Origin of the sequence: Pseudomonas sp. Irchel 3A5 (genome assembly GCF_900187575.1) — a bacterium.
Lineage (GTDB): Bacteria > Pseudomonadota > Gammaproteobacteria > Pseudomonadales > Pseudomonadaceae > Aquipseudomonas > Aquipseudomonas folii.
In genome coordinates this window covers 329,671-349,195 of sequence record NZ_FYDU01000004.1, presented here as the reverse complement: position 1 = coordinate 349,195, position 19,525 = coordinate 329,671, and the positions used below count along the sequence as shown (strand labels likewise).

The window sequence follows — 19,525 nt, the reverse complement described above, 5'->3', positions numbered from 1 at the left end:
TAACCGAAGGCAGTTCCATGAGCTCTGATGCAGAAAATGTCGTCCTCATCGTCGAAGACGAGCCGCTGATTCTGATGTTGCTTGCCGACTATCTGTCGGGCGAGGGCTATCGAGTGTTGCAGGCGGAGAACGGCGAGCAGGCGTTCGAAATTCTCGCGACCAAACCGCATCTGGATTTAATGATCACTGATTACCGTCTGCCTGGCGGGATATCAGGGGTGATGATCGCGGAGCCTGCCGTGAAATTGCGGCCGGAACTGAAGGTTATCTTCATCAGCGGATATCCCGCAGAAATCGTCGAGTCCGGCAGCCCCATTGCCAAAAAGGCGCCGATTCTGGCCAAGCCATTCAATATGGAAACCCTGCATTCCCAGATCGAAAAGCTTCTGGCCTGAATCGTTTCCTCTCTCCGCGCCATCAGTGAATCTGTTGATGGCGCCGAAACAGTCATTCCTCGATCATTTCCCGAACCTTGGACGTCAGGTTGTCGAACGCGAACGGCTTGGTGATCATCTGCATGCCATCATCGAGAAAGCCCGCCCTGACGGCGGCATGCTCGGCGTAACCGGTGATGAATAGCACTTTGAGGTCCGGCCGCAGCTGACGGCCTATTTCGGCCAGTTGCCGACCGTTCATGCCCGGCAGGCCTACGTCACTGATCAGCAGGTCAATGCGCTGACCGGATTCGAGGATGGGCACGGCTTCAGGTCCGGAACTCGCTTCGACATAGGCATAACCCAACTCGCCCAACACTTCGCTGACCAACACCCTGACTGCGGCGTCATCCTCAACGATCAGTACGGTCTCGCCTTCTTTGGCAAAGCTTTCCGGATTGTGGATGATCAGCTCGTCCTGAGTCTGCTGGCCTTTGAAGCGCGGCAGGTAAAGCTGCACTGTGGTGCCTTTGCCTACTTCGCTTTTGATCGCAACGTGACCGTGGGACTGTTTGCTGAAACCATAGATCATCGAAAGGCCAAGCCCGGTGCCCTGACCAATGGGTTTGGTCGTAAAGAACGGGTCAAAGGCTCGACTCATCACACTTTCCGGCATGCCGTAACCGGTGTCACTGACGCTCAACACAACGTAATCCCCAGGTAGCAGGTTTTCGTGGGCGTTGGTGAAGGACCTGTCCAGACTCTGATTGGATGACTCAACGATCAGCAGGCCGCCATCAGGCATGGCGTCCCGGGCGTTGAGCACCAGGTTGAGCAGGGCGCTTTCCAGTTGGTTGGGGTCGGCTTCCGCGGTCCAGAGTTGCTCGTGCAGGTGCAGTTCCAGACGAATGCTTTCATTGAGGCTTCGGTTGAGCAGCTCTCCCATGGAGCTGATCAACTGATTCATCTCGACCGGTTTGGAGTCCAGTGACTGGCGGCGGGAGAAGGCAAGCAGGCGATGGGTCAGGGCGGCGGCACGGTTGGCGGACGTTACGCCAAGGTCGATCAGGCTGTTCAGGTCTTCGGTATTTCCGCGAGCCAGACGCCTTCGCAGCAACTCCAGACTGCCGATAATCCCGGTCAGCATGTTGTTGAAGTCGTGGGCAATACCCCCGGTCAACTGACCGACAGCTTCCATTTTCTGCGATTGGCGCAACACTTCTTCGTTGTGCTTGAGCTGGGAGGTGCGTTCTTCGACCTGCTGCTCAAGGGTTTCGTTGAGTTGTCGAAGTTGCGCCTCAGCCTGCTTGCGCTCGGTGATGTCAGACGTCACCCCCGCAAGCGAACTGACCCGGCCATTCTGGGCAAGAATGGCGCGTGCCCGGACATCTACCCAATTCAGCGATCCGTCAGGCCACACATTGCGGTACTCGATGATGAAATCGTCGCCGCTGTCCAGGCTGCGCTGCAGTGCTGATTGCATGCGAGGCTGGTCTTCGGCATAGACCGCGTCCAGCCAATCCTCATAGTCAAAGCGCTCGCTCTCGCTGCGCCCGTAATGAGAACGGGAGATATCCGAACAGTCGAGGGTCAGGAACTCTGCTTCGAGTTGCCATGACCCCAGACGTCCGGCCTTGAGTGCGTTCTGTAAGCGTTGCTCGCCTTCCGCCAGGTCTTCCATGCGCGCTCTGGCTTCGTACTGGCGCCGACGTCCGCGGATGGCGGTGGTGACGAGACTGACCAGTGTCGAGGGGTGGAAAGGGCGCTCAAGAAAGGTCACGTTGCCCAGCATGGGGCCCAGATAGGCCGATGGGCTCTTTTCCGGACCGCCGTGATGGGTAAGGAGCACTACAGGGAGGTCCGACCAAGGCGGCTGGCGTTCCAGCGTTTGCACAAGAACCCCGATGTCTTTGCCGCGCAACGCTTCATCGGCAATGATCGCCATGCCCGCGCCGAGGTTCAGCTCGGCGCTCAGGTCAGCGAGGGTGTGGGCGACCAGTGCGGGAAAGCCCGCCTCCTGCAGAATCAACAATGCGATCTGGCTGTCCCGGCCCCGTGGGGCCAGGATGATTACCCGTTCCGATAACAGTCCGGGCGTGCTCACACCTTTTCATCCTGCATCAAAGGGCTGTTTGAGCCGGCGTATTGAGGTATGCCGGTCAGCACACCCTGAAACGCTGAGAGCGGTTCGCCTATCTTCAGGCCGTGATGACTGATGCGGTACTCCCTGATGGTGGATTCGTGAGTGCCGGTACGCTTCTTGATGATTGAAATCGCACGGCGCACTTCACCTTTGGCTTCGAAGTAGCGCAACAGCATGACGGTATCGGCCAGATACGTGATGTCAACCGGAGCGCGCATGTCGCCCACAAGGCCATGTTGCGCAACGGTCATAAATGTCGAGGCGCCTTGACGATTGAGGTACAGCAGCAATTCATGCATGTGCAGAATCAGTGCGTTCTCTTCCGGCATGGCAGCCTGATAGCCGTTGATACTGTCGATGACCACAGTTTTGATCTGCTTTTCGTCGACGCTGGCCCGTACCCGGTGAGCGAACTCGCCCGGCGACAGTTCAGCAGCGTCGACCTGCTCGATCAGCAGGTTGCCGCTTTTTTCCAGCGCTTCCAGATCAATGCCGACTTTTCGCATGCGATTGAACAGCAGGCCGAGCTCTTCATCGAAAATGAACAGTGCAACACGTTCGCCGCGTGCTACAGCCGCCGCCGCGAAGACCAGCGAGATCAGCGATTTACCCGTGCCTGCTGGCCCCAGAATCAAGGTGCTGGAACCACCGTCGATGCCACCGCCCAACAAAGCATCGAGCTCGGCCACGCCGCTGGACAGTATTCCGCGTTCGAATCGGTTGCGGTGTTCCGCAGCCACAAGCCGAGGAAACACATGGATGCCGTCGGACTTGATGGTGAAATCGTGAAAACCTCCGCGGTATTTCTGCCCGCGATATTTCACGACCCTCAGCCGACGGCGCTCCGCGCCGTAGTTCGGGTTCAGCTCTTCGAGACGAATCACGCCATGGGCGACGCTGTGTACGGTCTTGTCCAGGGCTTCGGTGGTGAGATCATCCAGAAGCAGCACCGTTGCGTCATAGCGCGTGAAGTAATGCTTGATGGACAGAATCTGTCGTCGGTAGCGCAGGGAGCTTTGCGCCAGCAAGCGGATCTCCGAAAGGCTGTCGATGACGACCCGCGTAGGCCTTACGCGTTCGACCACTTCGAAAATCTGACGCGTTGCTTCGCCCAGTTCCAGGTCCGAGGAGTACAACAAACTTTGATGGTTGTCGGCGTCGAGCAGACTTTCAGGTGGCGTCAGCTCATAGATGACGATGTTCTCGTCCAGCGTCCAGCCATGGGAAGCTGCACCATCGCGCAGCTCGATGTCGGTTTCCGACAGAGTGATATACAGGCAACGCTCGCCTTCCTGGGCGCCTGCGCGGAGAAATTGAAGAGCTACAGTCGTCTTGCCTGTGCCGGGTTCGCCTTCGAGGAGAAACACATGCCGCCGGGAAAGACCACCCGCCAGAATGTCATCGAGGCCCACAATACCGGTTGCTGCTTTTGATGTAGTCAAGAATCGCCCTCTTGCGACCTTAGGGGTGTGGCATAGCCTTGAAATCGGCCGCTGCGCTGTCAATGCCTATGACGCAGCTCACTATCACTTACTCATTAACGGACCGCTCAGTGCCGTGAGCGTTCAGACTTTCGCACGGTGCAGCCCGCTTCGGGCAGGGTTTTGGGGCATGTGTCCGGCGTATGGCACGACCGCTGGCTTATCGCGTAAACCCGAGCCTTGATATAGTCTCTGGCTGAATCGGATCGTGGCTGGAACAATAAAAATCAAGGGAGGAACCTCCGTGTCTGACTATCAATCCTTTGTTGTAGAGCTTAGTGATCACATCGCCCACGTGCAGATCAATCGACCGGAAAAGGTCAACGCCATGGACGCTGCATTCTGGTCTGAAATCATTGAAATTTTCCAGTGGATTGATGAAACCGATGAGGTGCGTGTCGTTGTGCTCAGCGGGGCGGGCAAGCACTTTTCTTCTGGCATCGATCTGACGTTACTCGCTTCGGTTGCCAATGAGCTGGGCAAGGATGCCGGGCGTAATGCCAGGACATTGCGGCGCAAGATTCAGCAGTTGCAAGCTTCGTTCACTGCGGTCGATCAGTGTCGCAAGCCAGTACTCGCGGCCGTTCAGGGTTACTGCCTCGGTGGCGCCATTGACCTCGTGTCGGCGTGCGACATGCGTTACTGCGCCGAGGATGCGAAGTTCGCTATTCGTGAAATCGATATGGGCATGGCGGCAGATGTGGGCACCTTGCAACGCCTGCCACGCATCATCGGTGACGGTATCATGCGCGAGTTGGCTTACACTGGACGCACTGTGGAGGCCGCGGAAGCCCGCGAAATTGGTCTGGTCAATCGTGTATTTGCCGATAGCGCCAGTCTGCTCGAGGGCGTGCTGGGCATCGCCGCGCAGATTGCTGCCAAGTCGCCAATTGCTATTGCCGGGACCAAGGAAATGATCAGCTACATGCGTGATCACCGTGTCGATGACGGGCTTGAACACGTTGCCATCTGGAACGCAGCCATGCTGCAATCTGCGGATCTGAAAACGGCCATGGTTGCGCAGATGAGCAAGCAGAAGCCCGTCTTCGACAACTAGAGCGAAAACAGCGCGAGAATCCAATCAACTCATCAGGGAGTTCTTATGTCATTCCCCAGTCGCTGGACCACCGCTGTACTGGATGTTCAGACTCCGGGCGGTTGGGCTGTTGTGCACAGCGAGCAAGGTTTCCTGCTGGATGGTAACGGGGCAATGTTTCCTCGTGAGTGGCTCAAGCACCAGGCGCTCCCCCTCATCAGTGAGCACGGTATTGGCCATTTTGATGGCGAGCCGGTGTATTTATATGTTCTGAAAGACCCCGTCGAAGTCGAAGGCTGCACCTGGCAAGGATTGCGTCAGTTCATGTTGTCGGGTGATTACGACGTCTTCCAGCAGCTTGGCTATGCCGCGCAGATCAGCACCTGGGCGCGGGAGCATCGATTCTGTGGCAGTTGCGGACGTCCTACCGTGCAGGTTGCGGGGGAGCGGGCCATGTACTGCGAGCATGACAACCTGCGCTTCTATCCGCGCATCTCGCCCAGCATGATCGTGCTGATTACCCGGGGCGACGAAGTGCTGTTAGCGCGGTCGCCACGCTTTGTGACCGGGGTGTATAGCACCCTGGCCGGGTTTGTTGAGCCGGGTGAATCCGCCGAAGACTGCGTGCGCCGGGAAGTCATGGAGGAGGTACAGGTCAAGGTCAAAAATATTCGGTACGTGGGCAGCCAGTGCTGGCCGTTCCCGCATTCGATGATGCTGGGCTTCCATGCTGAATACGACAGTGGCGAGATCGTGCCCCAGCCGGACGAAATCGAAGATGCCCGCTGGTTCAATATCAATGATCTACCGCCGTTGCCGGCCAGCCGCTCCATCGCCCGGCATCTGATCGAGCTGTATCTGGCGCAGCGCTCAGGCGCCCCCGAACCAGTGCTGCCAGGCTAGGCGGGCGGTCAGGCAAAGCACGACAGTAATGAACACCGGGCGAATGAATTTCGCCCCACCCTTGATGGCGCTACGGGCGCCAAGGGCAGCTCCCAGCATCACAGCCATGCCCATGCTCAGACCGATCATCCAGTCCACCTGACCGGAAAAGATGAACACCGAAAGCGCGGCCGCGTTACTGACGAAATTCATGCTGCGTGCAACGCCACTGGCCTTGACCAGATCAAGCGGGTAGATCAGCAGCGAACTGACCGTCCAGAACGCCCCCGTTCCCGGACCCGCGACGCCGTCGTAAAAGCCCAGCCCCAGGCCTTGTGGCACCTGCCACTTTTTCTTGATCGGTGCATCGCTGTTCAGCGGTGCCTTGGGCGTGCCACCAAACAGCAGGTAAAGGCCGCAACCGAAGACGATCACCGGCAGCATCTGATTGATCCATTCACCGGGCAGATATTGCGCGATCACTGCACCGATCAACGCTCCGACAGCGGTCCCGATCAGAGCGCGAGTCCATTGCCGTGGATGAAACAGCTTGCGTCGGTAGAAGGTGAAACCCGCAGTCGCCGAGCCGAACGTCGAACTGAGTTTGTTGGTGCCCAGTACCAGATGAGGCGGCAGTCCCGCAGTCATCAGCGCCGGGGTGGTCAGCAAACCACCGCCTCCGGCAATGGCATCGATAAAACCGGCAACGAAGGCAACCACAACCAGCACCGCGAGGGTGGCTGGTTCGACACTCAGTTCAAAAGGCATGGGAAGGGCTTACTTGGCAATCGGGCAGAAAAGGCTGCCCCGGAAGCGGCGTATGTTACTGCAGGTGGGTATACAGTTGGAAAGCTGACTTTTTGGAAATGTCGTGCGATGACGTGGGAGCGGCTTTAGCCGGGAAGGGGGCCGTACATCCGCTACATTTGCTGCGTTGAAAATTATGCCTTCCCGGCTGAAGCCGGTCCCACGTCTGTCTACCGCGATACGCCGTCAGGACAGAAACCCGCCATCCACATTCAATGCCACACCCGTCGTATAGCTGGACGCTGCGCTTGCCAGATACAGCACGGCACCGGCCATTTCGGACGGGTCTGCCACTCGCTTGAGCGGGATCTGCTGCAGGGCGGTCTTGAGTATCGCGTCGTTCTTGACCAGTGCAGACGCGAATTTGGTGTCGGTCAGACCGGGCAGCAGGGCGTTGCAGCGAATGCCAAAAGGCGCGCATTCCTTGGCGAACACCTTGGTCATGTTGATCACCGCTGCTTTGGTCACTGAGTAGATACCCTGGAAAACCCCCGGAGAAACGCCGTTGATTGACGCCACGTTGATGATGCTGCCACCCCCGTTGTCGCGCATCAACTTGCCAGCTTCAACCGACATGAAGAAGTAGCCGCGGATATTCACATCCACGGTCTTCTGAAATGCGCCCAGGTCCGTGTCCAGCACGTTGCAGAATTGCGGATTGGTGGCCGCGTTGTTGACCAGAATATCCAGCCGCCCGAATTGCTCGCGAATCTGCGCGAACACTGCGGTGATCTGTTCCATCTCACCAATATGGCACGCCATTGCAGTCGCTTGACCGCCATCGGCGATGATGGCGTCCGCCACATGCTGACAGCCGTCGATTTTGCGACTGCTGACAATCACGTGAGCGCCTTGCTGAGCGAGCAGTCTGGCGATGGCCTCGCCAATGCCGCGGCTGGCTCCTGAGACGAAGGCGATCTTGCCATCGAGGTCGAACAGCTCGGTTCTGGACATATTCTTTTCCTTGTCGGGTCGCAGTGTCGGGTTGCAGTCAGAGGGTAGATTTGCCAATCACCTGCAGGCTCATGTGCTCAAGCAGCTTGTTCATCTGAATGAACTGCGCAAAGCGCTTGTCCTGTGTCTGGCCGTGGAAAAAGCGGTAATAGATCTGCTGCACGATTCCGGCCAGGCGAAACAGGCCGTAGGTGTAATAGAAATCGAAGTTATCGATGCGGATGCCGGAACGTTCGGCGTAATAGTCAACGAATTGCTGACGGGTGAGCATCCCCGGCGCATGGCTGGGCTGTCGGCGCATCAGTTGCACCGGAGCAGGGTCATCTGCCTGTATCCAGTAAGCCAGGGTGTTTCCCAAGTCCATCAGTGGATCGCCAAGGGTGGTCATCTCCCAGTCCAGCACGCCAATGATCTGCATCGGGTTGGCGGGGTCCAGCAGGACGTTATCAAAGCGATAGTCGTTGTGGACGATGGCGGGGACAGGGTGGTCCGCAGGCATTTTGTCCGTGAGCCATGCCTTGACCGGCGTCCAGTCGGGCGCATCCGGGGTACGGGCGTTGTCATAGCGATCTGTCCAGCCGCGAATCTGGCGCTCCACGTAACCCTCGGGTTTGCCCAGATCGCCCAGGCCGCAGGCTTGATAATCCACGCGGTGCAATTCAACCAGGCGGTCGACAAAGCTCTTGCACAGGGTTTTGGTCTGGTCGGTATCGAGGCTGAGATCGGCTGGCAAGTCTGAACGCAGGATGATGCCCTTGATCCGTTCCATGACATAAAACTCGGAACCGATCACTGACCCATCCACGCAGTGCAGATAAGCTTTCGGGCAGTATGGAAACGCATCCTTGAGCTGATTGATGATGCGGAATTCGCGGCCCATGTCATGGGCCGACCGGGCTTTCTGGCCGAAGGGCGGGCGTCGCAGTACAAACTCCTGATCAGGGTACTGCACCAGATACGTCAGGTTCGATGCACCACCGGGGAACTGGCTGATGTGCGGTGTCCCTTCAAGGCCGGGAATCTGCGCTTTGAGGTACGGGTCTATGAGCGCGGCATCCAGCTCTTCGCCTGCACGGATATCTGTGGACTGGTCAGTTAGCGCCATGCTTATCCCTTCTGCTTATTATGGTGCGCATAGATCATTGACTAATTGAATGTAGCTAACAATGTTCAAACTGTCTTATTGGCCGCCGTGTTGCCGGTTGATCATCGGTTTTGATGGCCCGGTTACTGTAGCCATGACCGCACGCTGTGGCATAGCAAACGGGTGACCTGTAGGAGCGCACGAGCACCGCGAGGCCGCGATAGCGGTGTATCGAACGGACGCTATCGCTGCCTCGCGGTTGCTCGTGTGCCCCTACAGAAAATCATTAAAATCAGTCAGGCGTATTTTTTATAGGAAACCAGAAAAAAAACAGCCAAAAAAAACCGAAGCACCCAGGCCTCGGTTTTCATGTCCACGGCGTTGCAATCAGGCCGGGAACAATTCGCTTAGCTTCATCGCCAGCATCATGTCGCCTTCAGCGCGCAGCTTGCCGCCCATGAACGCCTGCATGCCGTCGGTCTCGCCGCTGACGATGCCTTCAAGGGTTTCGCCGTCCATCACCAGCGTCACTTGCGCGTCAGGATTTTCGCCTTCCTGCAGCTCGCAGGTGCTGTCTTTGACGATCAGCGAGAAGTGTTTGTCTTCATCAATACGAAAGCCGAAAACCAGGTCCAGGCCAGCAGCGGCACTTGGGTTGAACTTGGCTTTCATGGCTTGAACGGCGTCGGCTACGGAGGTCATGGTTCGGTCCTTTCTAGTGGTTGTTCTGCAAGGTTTGCCTGGATCATCGGTAGGTGATGAGTTCCGGCGTATTCGTCAGTTGCAAGTGCGCATAATTGTTGAAGCCTGCCAGAGCAACCTCGTGACCACGGAACTTGAGGTGGTTGAACGAGGTGTTGACGATGTGCCAGTTGAGCTGGAAAGCCTGCTCGGCCGGCATTTGGGTAATCAGATGGAGCAGGGCGGTAATGGTGCCGCCTGAGGTAAACACGGCAATGCGCTCGCCGCTTTCAGCGCGCTCCAGGATTCGATGCAACCCGGCCTGAACCTGGGCAACAAATGCCTGCCAGCTCTGTAAGCCTTCGTTGTCGTGACTGCCATTGAGCCAGCGCGAGACAATCATTGAAAACAGGCGTTGAAACTCTGCACGGTGTTGGGCGGCATGACGCATCACATGCAGCGCTTCGGGTTCGTCTTCAAGCGTGGGCAGCAGGGCGCGGATGACGGCTTCAGCGTCGAACTCATTGAAAGCCGCATCGATTTCCAGTGTCGGGGTTTTCAGCCCGGCAGCATCAAGTTGACCCAGGGTCAGTTCGGCCGTGTGCTGTTGTCGACGCAAGCTGCCCGTGATACAGCGATCAAAGCCTGAGCCAGTCCGTGAAAGGTGTGCACCGAGCACTTCTGACTGACGAATGCCGATCGGCGACAGCACGTCGTAATCGTCGGCACCAAAGGATGCCTGGCCATGTCGTATCAGATAGATGCTGCCCACGTCCGTTTCCCGGTACGTTGAAGTGTTTGCGAGGTTATGAGGATGCCGAAGGCGTGTCAATGAAAAAACATACGCTTGTTTGAATGGCCATTATGAAACGATTGGCGACTGGTCGCCGTCAGGTCGCACCGGTATGCTTGATCCATCCGCGCCCCTTGAATGGTAAGGGCGCAATCCAAGTGAGGAGTCTCTGTGGAGTTTTTAGCCGATTACGCCAGCTTCCTGGCCAAAACGGTCACCCTGGTTGTCGCTATCGTCATTGTGCTGGTGGCCATTGCCTCCATGCGCGGCAAAGGCCGCCGTCGGTCAGCGGGGCAGTTGCAAGTCACCAAGCTCAACGATTTCTACAAGGCTTTGCGTGAGCGTCTTGAGCAGTCCCTGCTGGACAAGGATCGCCTCAAGGCCCTGCGCAAAGAGCAGGCCAAAAGTCTCAAGAAAGACAAGAAGCAGGCCGAACCCAAGTCCCGCGTCTACGTGCTGGACTTCGATGGCGATATCAAGGCGTCTGCTACTGAAAGCCTGCGTCACGAAATCACCGCACTGTTGACCCTGGCAACGGACAAAGACGAAGTCGTACTGCGCCTGGAAAGTGGCGGCGGCATGGTCCACAGCTATGGTCTGGCTTCTTCGCAACTTGCCCGAATTCGTCAGGCAGGTATTCCGCTGACCATTTGTATCGACAAGGTGGCGGCCAGCGGTGGTTACATGATGGCGTGCATCGGGGACAAGATCATCAGCGCACCCTTCGCCATTCTGGGGTCGATTGGCGTTGTCGCACAGTTGCCCAATGTCAATCGTCTCCTCAAAAAGCACGACATCGACTTCGAAGTGCTGACCGCTGGTGAGTACAAGCGCACGCTGACGGTTTTTGGCGAAAACACTGAAAAGGGCCGTGAGAAGTTTCAGCAGGACCTGGACATCACCCACGACCTGTTCAAGAACTTTGTCGCCAACTACCGTCCGCAACTCGCCATTGATGAAGTGGCCACTGGCGAGTTGTGGCTGGGCGTTGCAGCACTCGACAAGCAACTGGTGGACGAGCTCAAGACCAGCGACGAATACATCGGTGACCGCGCCAAAAGCGCTGAGGTGTTCCACCTGCATTACGTGCAGCGTAAAAGCCTGCAGGAACGCATGGGCATGGCCGCAACGGGATCAGTGGACCGCTTGCTGCTCGGCTGGTGGAGTCGCCTGACTCAACAACGCTTCTGGTAAATTCGTAAAGCGCCGCCTGCAATTGCAGGTGGTGCTTTTTATTGTCTCGAATAAATTATTGTCTCGAATAAATCAGCGCGCGGTATTTATACAGGTCGTTCAAGGTCGCGATATCCATAAGACTGGCAATCTCTTTGCAATAAGGAAATTGCCCGAAATGCCGACACCTGTCGATTACCCTGCCAGCAATCCTGCTCTGGACACTTTTGCCCGCCACCACGGGGCTGTCATCAAAGGCCCGGCGAGTTTTGCCCGAGCGCAGATCAAAGCACACGCCACTCAATACTGGGCGATGGACATCGATCCGGACGCCATTTGCCTGACAACACTTCGTTTCAACTCGCCGCCAGCTACTGCTCCCTTTCCAGCTGTAGTGCAGAAGTCGCTGACGCTGACTGAGGCGCTGCTGGGTCATGTGCAGCGTCCTTCAGCCTTGTTCGGGTTTCTCGATGTCGTTCAGGCCTGGAGACCTCACGGCATTGCCTTGAAACGCGTCGAGAATCTGCTGCCGAATTTCACGGTGCGCACTTATGAAGGGCTTTACAAACGATCCACGCCACAGCGCTACGACGCCTCAACTCACGTCAGCATCAGTCCTGACCAGTTCAGACAGTTCGTCAAAAATACGGACCTGCGCACCCTGTACAGTCATTACATCGAGCAGTTGCTCGCGGGCAGTGCGCAGTATTTTCCGGTGCTGGCCAAAGCAGCCTTTATCAAAGCCGCTTTCCTGCAGGTGCGTGAAAAAACATTAAGCGAGGCTGACCGGCAACTGGCCCTTGAGTCCGTGGGCCTGACGGGAGCACAGCGTTGGGAAGCGCTCACACCGGCCAAACTGGCCGAGCCGTTTCGGGTTGCGAGTCATATCGTCGTTTCACCGCTGAAAGTTCATCGCTATACCGCCACGGATATCCTGCTGATCAAGAACAAACGCAATCAGCGGACGCTGCTTTATATCCCCGGAAATTCGTCGCCCCTGCAGGGCTTTGAAAATGAAAGCAAACTCTCGTATTGGCTGGCGAGCCAGTGCCGCGAGCCCGCCAGGCGACTGGCCCTGGCCGCGCATTTTCAAGAGCGAGACGACAGCGACGGATTGTTCCTGAGTGGTTTGTACACCGCTCTGGAAGGCGTCGCGGCCTATCCACACTGGCTCAACAGAGCCACCGGTAGCTGGCCGCCGCACCAATATGTTCACGCGGGCAAAGAAATTGTCGGTGATCCCTTTGATGCCCTGCGTGACAGTCTGCAAGCGCGCTTGAGGGCTGACGCCAGGTCGGTTATCCATACTCGCAGCGACGCGCACCTGGAGGGATTGGCCGAAGGCCTGACTCGCAGTCTGGTGTTTACAGGGTTGATCGCGCTGATGGTGCCTGAGGCTGTGCCGTTCATTATCGGACTTTCCACCACGCTGATCGGCGTTGGAGCGGTTCAGGTGCATCAAGGCAAAACTTTTGAGGAACGCAAGCGAGCAGCGCAACGCATCGAATTTGGCGTCTTCAACGCGCTTCCATTGGCTGCGGAAAGCTTGGTCAACGTCGCTGCCAGCTTGTCTGATGCAACATCAACCATTGAGCCGCTTGCCGTTGTCGATGAGCCCGAGTCGGTGGTCGGGCAGGGCGCTGAGCCTGGCAGGGGGCCGCGTCTGCGCTTTGAAATGGCGCCACCCAATCTGCGTTCGCTCAGCTCCGGTCTGCGTCAGTCATTAAAAGCATTCGAGGCGTCGCCCGCGTCATTACTTGGTGAGCCCACTGTCCACGGGCCCAACGGCATGCTGGATATCCATCATGCGGATGGGCATTACTTCGTGGCGATTCATGACAAGGCCTACGAAGTTTGCTGGGAGGAATATGCACGTCAGTGGCGTATCACCGCTCCGGACGGAACGGGTAGGGTTGGCCCCTTCATCAAGCAGCTGGACACCGATCAGTGGGACATTGATCTCGGTGGCCTCAGGGGTGGGATGGAAAACAGCGCAATGCCCGTCACCCGTTCGGACACGGCCAAGGCTTCATTGAATCAACAGGTCAAGGCGCTTTACCCCGGATTCAGCTCGCAGCAGACCGCTGAGTTTATTGCCGGTCTACGCGCCAGCGGCACTTCAATAGAGATACAGCTTGCGCGACTGTCGATGGACTTTCAGGCGCTGGATCGCAGCCTGGAGCGTTGGGTCAACGGCCCGATGGGTTGGCGACCAGTGACTGAAACCCATTCGATACCGGTGTCCAGTTTGTCCAGGCGCAATGCGGCTGAAATCATCAAGCGCTGCTGGCAGCGACAAACACCCGTGACGGGGGCTGCTGCCCGCCATCTCAACGGCTTTGTGCTGGACCTGTCGGGTCTGGTGATTGGCGATTTACCTTACCTGCCCGGCGACTTCAGCCATGTCACGGCCATTAATATTTCGCGGACCTATATGTCGCAACAATCGGTGAGCGCCCTCGTCAGTAAATGCCCCGGTCTGTACTGGCTGAACGCCGAAAACAACTTCCTGTCGGTGATACCCGCAGGTATTCGCCATCTGCGACATCTGACTCGCCTGACCCTGGCCAACAACCGCATTGTAGTCACCGCTGACATGATGCAGACACTCAGGCGCTTGCCTGATCTGAGGCTGCTCAATCTTGAACGAAACCCCGTCGGGCCGTTGCTGGATGTCAGCGAAATGCCGCAGTTACTGAACCTGTTCTTACGCGGGACCGGGTTGCTGGAGGCGCCAGCCGGAGTCTTCGAAACGCCCAACCTGATCGCGCTGGATCTGCGCAGCAACCGTATTACCACGCTGCCCGATGCTTTTTTCGAGATGCCGGGTACTGTTCGGCATACGTTGCTGGACGGCAATCCGCTCTCGCTGGGCACTCGCGTACGCATTGGCGCTATCGGCGGACCCTTGGTGTTTACCGAACAGGCCGACAACGTAGAGTTCTGGCTAGCCCAGACACCGGCACTGGAGCGCGTTCATCGTCGAGCCGTATGGGACTTGTTCTGGAGCGAGATGCATGCGGCTGACTTCTTCGAAATTATTTCGCGCTTGCAGGGCTCTGCAGATTTCAGTTTGAGTCGTGCCGCCGTCACGCAAAGGGTCTGGGATCTTCTGGAGGCAGGTGCCAGGGATGAGCTTTTGCGCTCAAGGTTGATCGCGATGGCGGCGTTCCCCGAAACCTGCGTCGATGGTGCAGCCGTGATTTTCAGCAACATGGAGCTTGAGGTGCTTGTCAGTCAGGCCCGTTCATTGGCAACTGCCGGGAGAGAGGGGCCGCAATTGCTGAAGCTGTTAGGTGGTTTGTTTCGTCTTGAGGAAGTCGATAGTCTCGCGCGCCTGGACGCCGCCGCACGTGTCGGCTTCACCGAGGATGTTGAAGTGCAGTTGGCTTATCGGGTCGGTCTTGCCAGTCGCCTGGAGTTACCGATCAACTCGCGCACGATGCAGTTCTCCAGCTCTGCAGACGTTACTGATGCTGCGCTGAACCGGGCTGAGCGAACGGTATTGAGCCGTGAAACGCCCGAAGAACTAACCGCCTTTGCGGTAAAGCGTGATTTCTGGATCGACCATCTGAAACGCCAATACGCCGATGAGTTTGTGGCCTGCCAGCGGGCCACTGCATTGCGTATGGAGGCCCTCGATGATCTACAAAGCGAACGCCCCATGTCGGACGCGGCTTACAAAGGTGAGGCGGACGCGATTATGAAACAGCGGCAGCGAGATGAAGAGGAGCTGATGACACAATTGACCCAGGCGGAGTTGGTGGGAGGAGGTCTTGCAGCCAATGAAGTGTGACGACGCGGGACTGTCTTTAGCCGGGAAGGGGCCCATACAGTCGCTGAATTGGTGTCGTCAAAAAGGCATCTTTCCCAAACAAAATGCGATCACCTGACCTGGAATGCTTTTCTGTAGGAGCTGACGAGCACCGCGAGGCTGCGATGGCGTCCTGCCTGAGACACCGCCATCGCGGCCTCGCGGTGCTCGTGCGCTCCTACAGATCGTCGTGTCGGACATGGCAGGCACTACAGACCCCCATTAATCAGCTGTATTTAAAAAGCCCAGGCTGGAGATCCAGACCTGGGCTTTCTCTGACACCGAACGACTTAACGTCTGCGGAACAACGGCAGCGGCTCGTCAGTTGCGGCCTGATAGGTCACCGAAAAGTCCTTCAAGCCTTCGAGGGCTTCGTAGGGGTCTTTGTCAGCGCGGATCGCGAATGCATCGAAGCCGCAGCGATGCAGGTAGAACAGTTGATCACGCAGTACGTCGCCGATGGCGCGCAACTCACCCTTGTAGCCATAACGATCCCGCAGCAGGCGAGCGTTGGAGTAACTGCGGCCGTCGGTGAAGGCGGGAAAATTAAGGGCAATGACCTGGAATTTGTCGACATCTGCACCGATTTCTTCAGCTTCTTCATCGCTGTCCAGCCAGACACCCAAGCCGCCGTCACGGGCAGCCAGGGCATGACCGTGCTCGCGCCATAGCGAGAGAGGAACGATCAGGTCGTCGCAGTTGGACAACTCATCAAACGACGTTTCCTTGGGCAGCAAGTGCCAGGTTTCATCGATGACTTCGTTGTTCTTAATGAGTCGCTGCATAGACGCGCTCCTTGAAAGGGTCGATGCCGATACGCTGGTATGTGTCGATAAAACGCTCGTCTTCGTTACGTTTTTCAACGTAAACGTCGATCAGCTTTTCGATCACGTCCGGCATGGCGTCCTGGGCGAAGGAAGGGCCGAGGATCTTGCCCAGGCTGGCGTCACGACTTGCGCTGCCACCCAGGGAGACCTGGTAGAACTCTTCGCCTTTCTTGTCCACGCCCAGAATGCCGATATGGCCGACATGGTGGTGACCGCATGCGTTCATGCAACCGGAAATGTTCAGGTCCAGCTCGCCGATGTCGAACAGGTAATCCAGATCGTCAAAACGGCGCTGGATGGATTCTGCAATCGGGATCGACTTGGCATTGGCCAGCGAGCAGAAATCGCCGCCAGGGCAGCAGATGATGTCGGTCAGCAATCCCACGTTAGGGGTGGCGAAGCCTTGCTCGCGCAATTCCTGCCACAGCGTGAACAGTTGAGCCTGCTCGACGTCGGCAAGAATAATATTCTGCTCGTGAGAGGTACGCAGTTGGCCAAAGCTGTAACGATCGGCCAGATCGGCGACACCATCGAGTTGCTTGTCAGTCAGGTCGCCCGGTGCAACACCGGTAGGCTTGAGCGACAGGGTAACGGCAACATAGCCCGGCTTCTTGTGGGCCAGGGTGTTGCGCGTACGCCAGCGGGCAAAGCCGGGATGATCCTGATCCAGTTTCGCCAGTTCTGCGCTGAAATCTGCCAGCGCTTTGTATTCCGGATCGACGAAATGCCTGGAAACACGCTGCACTTCCGCCTCGGTCAATGTGGTCTGGCCGCCACGAAGGTGAGCCATCTCGGCTTCAACTTTTTCGGCGAAGACCTCTGGAGTCAGTGCTTTGACCAGAATCTTGATCCGCGCCTTGTACTTGTTGTCACGACGGCCATAGCGGTTATAAACCCGCAGAATCGCGTCGAGATAGCTCAACAGGTCCTGCCACGGGAGGAATTCGTTGATAAAGGCGCCAACAACTGGTGTACGGCCAAGACCACCGCCAACCAGAACACGGAAGCCAAGCTCGCCCGCATCGTTACGAATCGGCTCTAGGCCAATATCGTGAACTTCGATGGCGGCGCGGTCACTGGTTGAACCGTTGATCGCGATCTTGAATTTACGCGGCAGATAGGCAAATTCCGGATGGAACGTAGTCCACTGACGGACAATTTCGCACCATGGACGCGGGTCAACCAACTCGTCAGCCGCTACGCCGGCGAACTGATCGGTGGTGACATTGCGCAGGCAGTTGCCGCTGGTCTGAATGGCGTGCATTTGCACCGTCGCCAGCTCAGCCAGGATGTCCGGGATATCTTCCAGCGCGGGCCAGTTGAACTGAACGTTCTGCCGTGTGCTGATGTGCGCGTAGCCCTTGTCATAATCGCGAGCGATTTTTGCCATCATCCGTGCCTGGCGTGACGTCAGCTGGCCGTAAGGCACAGCCACGCGCAGCATTGGCGCAAAACGCTGGATATAGAGGCCATTCTGCAGGCGCAGCGGGCGAAACTCTTCTTCGCTGAGTTCTCCCGCGAGGTAGCGTCTGGTCTGATCACGGAACTGCTTTACGCGGTCCTCGATGATCCGCTGGTCGTACTCGTCGTATACGTACATATAGGTCCTGTTCTCAGGCAATTACCACAGCAAATCTGCGCGCACGGCCGCGCACTCCCTACGGAGCCGGGGGAAGATACCAGTTTGCGGATATGCGCAAAAGTGGCGTTTACATATATGCAAATAGCTAAAGGTGATAAGCATCCGGTCCGACGCGCTTAACCCTGCTTGTGGTAAGGGCATCCCTCGGCTTTACTAGGGTTGAGTCTGAACTGAAATGACCGAAGACTCATTGTTTGATCCGTGCTGCCACTAATAAAACAGACAAGAGGCAATGTGTATGAGCAATCACCCGAAAGTGTCCAGGAAAGATAGCCATGTCGACGCCTGGGCTATCTTCTTCATTATTATCCTCGTCGTGGGCGCAGCAATATTCTGGGTCAGCCATCAATAAACGCCATGAGCGCCAATTAACGGTGCAGACAATCGGGTCCGCGGCCGATAGCTAATCAAAGGTCTTCAAATTGATCTTTGACTACTAATCAAGGCTTGTTGGTATGACCCGATTTTACTGCCGCGTGCTCGCCGTTGCTTTAGGGTGCTGGCTGAACTCAGCCAGCGCCGCATCAGTGGTATTTCTGAGCCCCGGACCGTCATCGGACGGCTATTGGTCAACTTACGCGCGCTTCATGCAGGCTGCGGCAACCCGGCTCGACATGAGTCTTACGGTGCGCTACAGCAACCGGGACACCCGAAAACTGGTTGAATTGGCGCGGGACGCTTTGCAGGGCGCAAATCGCCCCGATTATCTGCTGTTCTCGAATGAACTCAATATCGCCCCTGAAATTCTTCGCTTGTCCCAAGGCAGCGACGTAAAGCTTTTCGCTGTGAACAACACCTTGACCGCCGACCAGTTACGTATTCTCGGCGACCTGCCGCAACGCTATCCAAACTTTATCGGCAGCCTGGTCGGTGACGACGAGGAGGGCGGTTATCTGACTGCCAAGCGCCTGATCGGCTTGCATCCGTCGACGGGGGCAGTCGAACCGGTAGAAATGCTCGCATTCGCGGGCACCAACACCACGCCGGTTTCCTTGAAACGCGAGCAGGGCTTGCACCGTGCGCTGGCCGAGCACCCTGAAATCCGCCTGAGGCAGATCGTCCTGGGCGGATGGCGACGCGACCGGGCTTATGAGCAAGCGTTGATGCTGTTCAAGCGGTACCCGCATATCAGTCTGGTCTGGTCTGCAAATGATCAGATGGCATTCGGCGCTATGGATGCCGCGCGCGCAACCGGCCGCGAGCCGGGCAAAAGCGTGTTGTTCAGCTCAATCAACTGGTCGCCGCAGTCTCTGGACGCTCTTCGGGATGGGCGTATCAGCGCATTGGCCGGTGGGCACTTCATGCTGGGTGGACTGGCCATCGTCCTGTTGCACGATTACGACGCCAGTGATCCGGCCACTCGCAAGCGCGTCGGTGCTCGCCTGGCCCGAGTCATGAAAGAAGTGCGTATCAGTGATCTGAAACAGATCCGTATCGACAGCCAGCGGGATGATTACGGCGTTGATTTCCGGGCCTTGAGCCTGGAGGGCAAACCTGCCGGAACAGGCTATTCATTTCTGTCGAGCGATGCCCCTCACTCGCCAGCGTCTTCAGCCCAAAGCGAAGTACAAGGTCAGTTGCACAACGCCGAACAATAGCCCTGTAAGGACCAGGGTGAATGCCAGCCCGATGATTGCAAAATGCATCGGTTTTCCGTGAGCAAAGTCCCGCTCCCGATTTCTACCGCCTTGCACACCAAAAGCAGCGGTCAGCACGCTGTGCAGCATTTGCCAGAACGTCGGTGGCTTGGCGTCTTGAGGTTCTTGGGGCTCATCTTCGGATGGCGGGTTCACGGTGCCTCCTTTTCCTGCTTTTTCTTATATGCGGGAGGATA

17 protein-coding genes are annotated in these 19,525 nt (G+C 57.2%); 6 read left to right on the top strand and 11 right to left on the bottom strand.

Going from position 1 to position 19,525, the window contains the following annotated elements:
• Window positions 1–17 precede the first annotated feature (17 nt).
• Window positions 18–395, top strand: coding sequence for a response regulator (locus CKW31_RS08665; RefSeq protein WP_027899105.1), 378 nt, complete (start codon window positions 18–20; stop codon window positions 393–395).
• Window positions 396–447: 52 nt separating this feature from the next.
• On the opposite strand, the gene CKW31_RS08660 is transcribed toward CKW31_RS08665, so the two are convergent.
• Window positions 448–2,478 (bottom strand): response regulator, encoded by a 2,031-nt coding sequence (locus CKW31_RS08660; RefSeq protein ID WP_095093936.1) that lies wholly within the window; start codon window positions 2,476–2,478, stop codon window positions 448–450.
• Window positions 2,475–3,959, bottom strand: a complete 1,485-nt coding sequence (locus CKW31_RS08655; protein WP_095093935.1) for an ATPase domain-containing protein — start codon at window positions 3,957–3,959, stop codon at window positions 2,475–2,477. The genes CKW31_RS08660 and CKW31_RS08655 overlap by 4 nt, the downstream gene beginning before the upstream one ends.
• Before the next feature lie 283 nt (window positions 3,960–4,242).
• On the opposite strand from CKW31_RS08655, the gene CKW31_RS08650 reads away from it, so the two are divergent.
• Together CKW31_RS08650 and nudC are read left to right on the top strand one after the other, a co-directional pair.
• The gene (locus CKW31_RS08650; protein ID WP_095093934.1) at window positions 4,243–5,055 is read left to right on the top strand and encodes a crotonase/enoyl-CoA hydratase family protein; all 813 of its coding nucleotides are present in this window, start codon (window positions 4,243–4,245) and stop codon (window positions 5,053–5,055) included.
• A gap of 45 nt (window positions 5,056–5,100) precedes the next feature.
• Window positions 5,101–5,937, top strand: coding sequence for an NAD(+) diphosphatase (nudC, locus tag CKW31_RS08645; protein ID WP_095093933.1), 837 nt, complete (start codon window positions 5,101–5,103; stop codon window positions 5,935–5,937).
• On the opposite strand, the gene CKW31_RS08640 is transcribed toward nudC, so the two are convergent.
• From CKW31_RS08640 to CKW31_RS08620, 5 genes are all read right to left on the bottom strand, one after another.
• Window positions 5,905–6,684: a TSUP family transporter gene (locus CKW31_RS08640; protein WP_095093932.1), complete on the bottom strand. Its 780-nt coding sequence runs from the start codon at window positions 6,682–6,684 to the stop codon at window positions 5,905–5,907. The genes nudC and CKW31_RS08640 overlap by 33 nt on opposite strands.
• 225 nt (window positions 6,685–6,909) lie before the next feature.
• Window positions 6,910–7,677 (bottom strand): SDR family oxidoreductase, encoded by a 768-nt coding sequence (locus CKW31_RS08635; RefSeq protein WP_095093931.1) that lies wholly within the window; start codon window positions 7,675–7,677, stop codon window positions 6,910–6,912.
• Window positions 7,678–7,714: 37 nt separating this feature from the next.
• Window positions 7,715–8,782 carry a phosphotransferase family protein gene (locus tag CKW31_RS08630; RefSeq protein ID WP_095093930.1) on the bottom strand — a complete coding sequence of 356 codons (1,068 nt, stop codon included), beginning with the start codon at window positions 8,780–8,782 and terminating at the stop codon, window positions 7,715–7,717.
• 366 nt (window positions 8,783–9,148) lie between these two features.
• A complete protein-coding gene (locus tag CKW31_RS08625) occupies window positions 9,149–9,463 on the bottom strand; it encodes an SCP2 sterol-binding domain-containing protein (protein ID WP_027899113.1) in 315 nt (104 codons plus the stop codon).
• Between the two features lie 43 nt (window positions 9,464–9,506).
• The gene (locus tag CKW31_RS08620; RefSeq protein ID WP_095093929.1) at window positions 9,507–10,214 is read right to left on the bottom strand and encodes a histidine phosphatase family protein; all 708 of its coding nucleotides are present in this window, start codon (window positions 10,212–10,214) and stop codon (window positions 9,507–9,509) included.
• A gap of 192 nt (window positions 10,215–10,406) precedes the next feature.
• Here CKW31_RS08620 and sohB point away from each other — a divergent pair, with 192 nt between their 5' ends.
• Together sohB and CKW31_RS08610 are read left to right on the top strand one after the other, a co-directional pair.
• Window positions 10,407–11,429, top strand: coding sequence for a protease SohB (gene sohB, locus CKW31_RS08615; protein ID WP_095093928.1), 1,023 nt, complete (start codon window positions 10,407–10,409; stop codon window positions 11,427–11,429).
• Between the two features lie 157 nt (window positions 11,430–11,586).
• Window positions 11,587–15,204 carry an NEL-type E3 ubiquitin ligase domain-containing protein gene (locus CKW31_RS08610; RefSeq protein WP_095093927.1) on the top strand — a complete coding sequence of 1,206 codons (3,618 nt, stop codon included), beginning with the start codon at window positions 11,587–11,589 and terminating at the stop codon, window positions 15,202–15,204.
• A gap of 308 nt (window positions 15,205–15,512) precedes the next feature.
• Here the strand turns inward: CKW31_RS08610 and CKW31_RS08605 are convergent, their stop codons facing one another.
• The 3 genes from CKW31_RS08605 to CKW31_RS29800 form a co-directional block, all read right to left on the bottom strand.
• A complete protein-coding gene (locus tag CKW31_RS08605) occupies window positions 15,513–16,007 on the bottom strand; it encodes a DUF934 domain-containing protein (RefSeq protein ID WP_095093926.1) in 495 nt (164 codons plus the stop codon).
• Window positions 15,991–17,649, bottom strand: coding sequence for a nitrite/sulfite reductase (locus tag CKW31_RS08600; protein ID WP_095093925.1), 1,659 nt, complete (start codon window positions 17,647–17,649; stop codon window positions 15,991–15,993). The genes CKW31_RS08605 and CKW31_RS08600 overlap by 17 nt, the downstream gene beginning before the upstream one ends.
• A 229-nt stretch (window positions 17,650–17,878) precedes the next feature.
• On the bottom strand, window positions 17,879–18,037 hold the full coding sequence (locus CKW31_RS29800) for a hypothetical protein (protein ID WP_176469813.1): 159 nt from the start codon (window positions 18,035–18,037) through the stop codon (window positions 17,879–17,881).
• Window positions 18,038–18,146: 109 nt separating this feature from the next.
• Between CKW31_RS29800 and CKW31_RS08595 the strand changes: the two genes are divergently transcribed.
• Window positions 18,147–19,289, top strand: a complete 1,143-nt coding sequence (locus CKW31_RS08595; protein ID WP_095093924.1) for an ABC transporter substrate-binding protein — start codon at window positions 18,147–18,149, stop codon at window positions 19,287–19,289.
• Here CKW31_RS08595 and CKW31_RS08590 read toward each other — a convergent pair.
• Window positions 19,242–19,418, bottom strand: a complete 177-nt coding sequence (locus tag CKW31_RS08590) for a DUF2970 domain-containing protein (protein WP_095094018.1) — start codon at window positions 19,416–19,418, stop codon at window positions 19,242–19,244. The genes CKW31_RS08595 and CKW31_RS08590 overlap by 48 nt on opposite strands.
• Between the last annotated feature and the right edge of the window lie 107 nt (window positions 19,419–19,525).

Coding starts and splice junctions, on each gene's coding strand:
- CKW31_RS08665 (WP_027899105.1), top strand. CDS start 18: ATGAGCTCTGATGCAGAAAATGTCGTCCTCATCGTCGAAGACGAGCCG.
- nudC (WP_095093933.1), top strand. CDS start 5,101: ATGTCATTCCCCAGTCGCTGGACCACCGCTGTACTGGATGTTCAGACT.
- CKW31_RS08640 (WP_095093932.1), bottom strand. CDS start 6,684: ATGCCTTTTGAACTGAGTGTCGAACCAGCCACCCTCGCGGTGCTGGTT.
- CKW31_RS08635 (WP_095093931.1), bottom strand. CDS start 7,677: ATGTCCAGAACCGAGCTGTTCGACCTCGATGGCAAGATCGCCTTCGTC.
- CKW31_RS08630 (WP_095093930.1), bottom strand. CDS start 8,782: ATGGCGCTAACTGACCAGTCCACAGATATCCGTGCAGGCGAAGAGCTG.
- CKW31_RS08625 (WP_027899113.1), bottom strand. CDS start 9,463: ATGACCTCCGTAGCCGACGCCGTTCAAGCCATGAAAGCCAAGTTCAAC.
- CKW31_RS08610 (WP_095093927.1), top strand. CDS start 11,587: ATGCCGACACCTGTCGATTACCCTGCCAGCAATCCTGCTCTGGACACT.
- CKW31_RS08605 (WP_095093926.1), bottom strand. CDS start 16,007: ATGCAGCGACTCATTAAGAACAACGAAGTCATCGATGAAACCTGGCAC.
- CKW31_RS08600 (WP_095093925.1), bottom strand. CDS start 17,649: ATGTACGTATACGACGAGTACGACCAGCGGATCATCGAGGACCGCGTA.
- CKW31_RS29800 (WP_176469813.1), bottom strand. CDS start 18,037: ATGGCTGACCCAGAATATTGCTGCGCCCACGACGAGGATAATAATGAA.
- CKW31_RS08595 (WP_095093924.1), top strand. CDS start 18,147: ATGACCCGATTTTACTGCCGCGTGCTCGCCGTTGCTTTAGGGTGCTGG.
- CKW31_RS08590 (WP_095094018.1), bottom strand. CDS start 19,418: ATGCTGCACAGCGTGCTGACCGCTGCTTTTGGTGTGCAAGGCGGTAGA.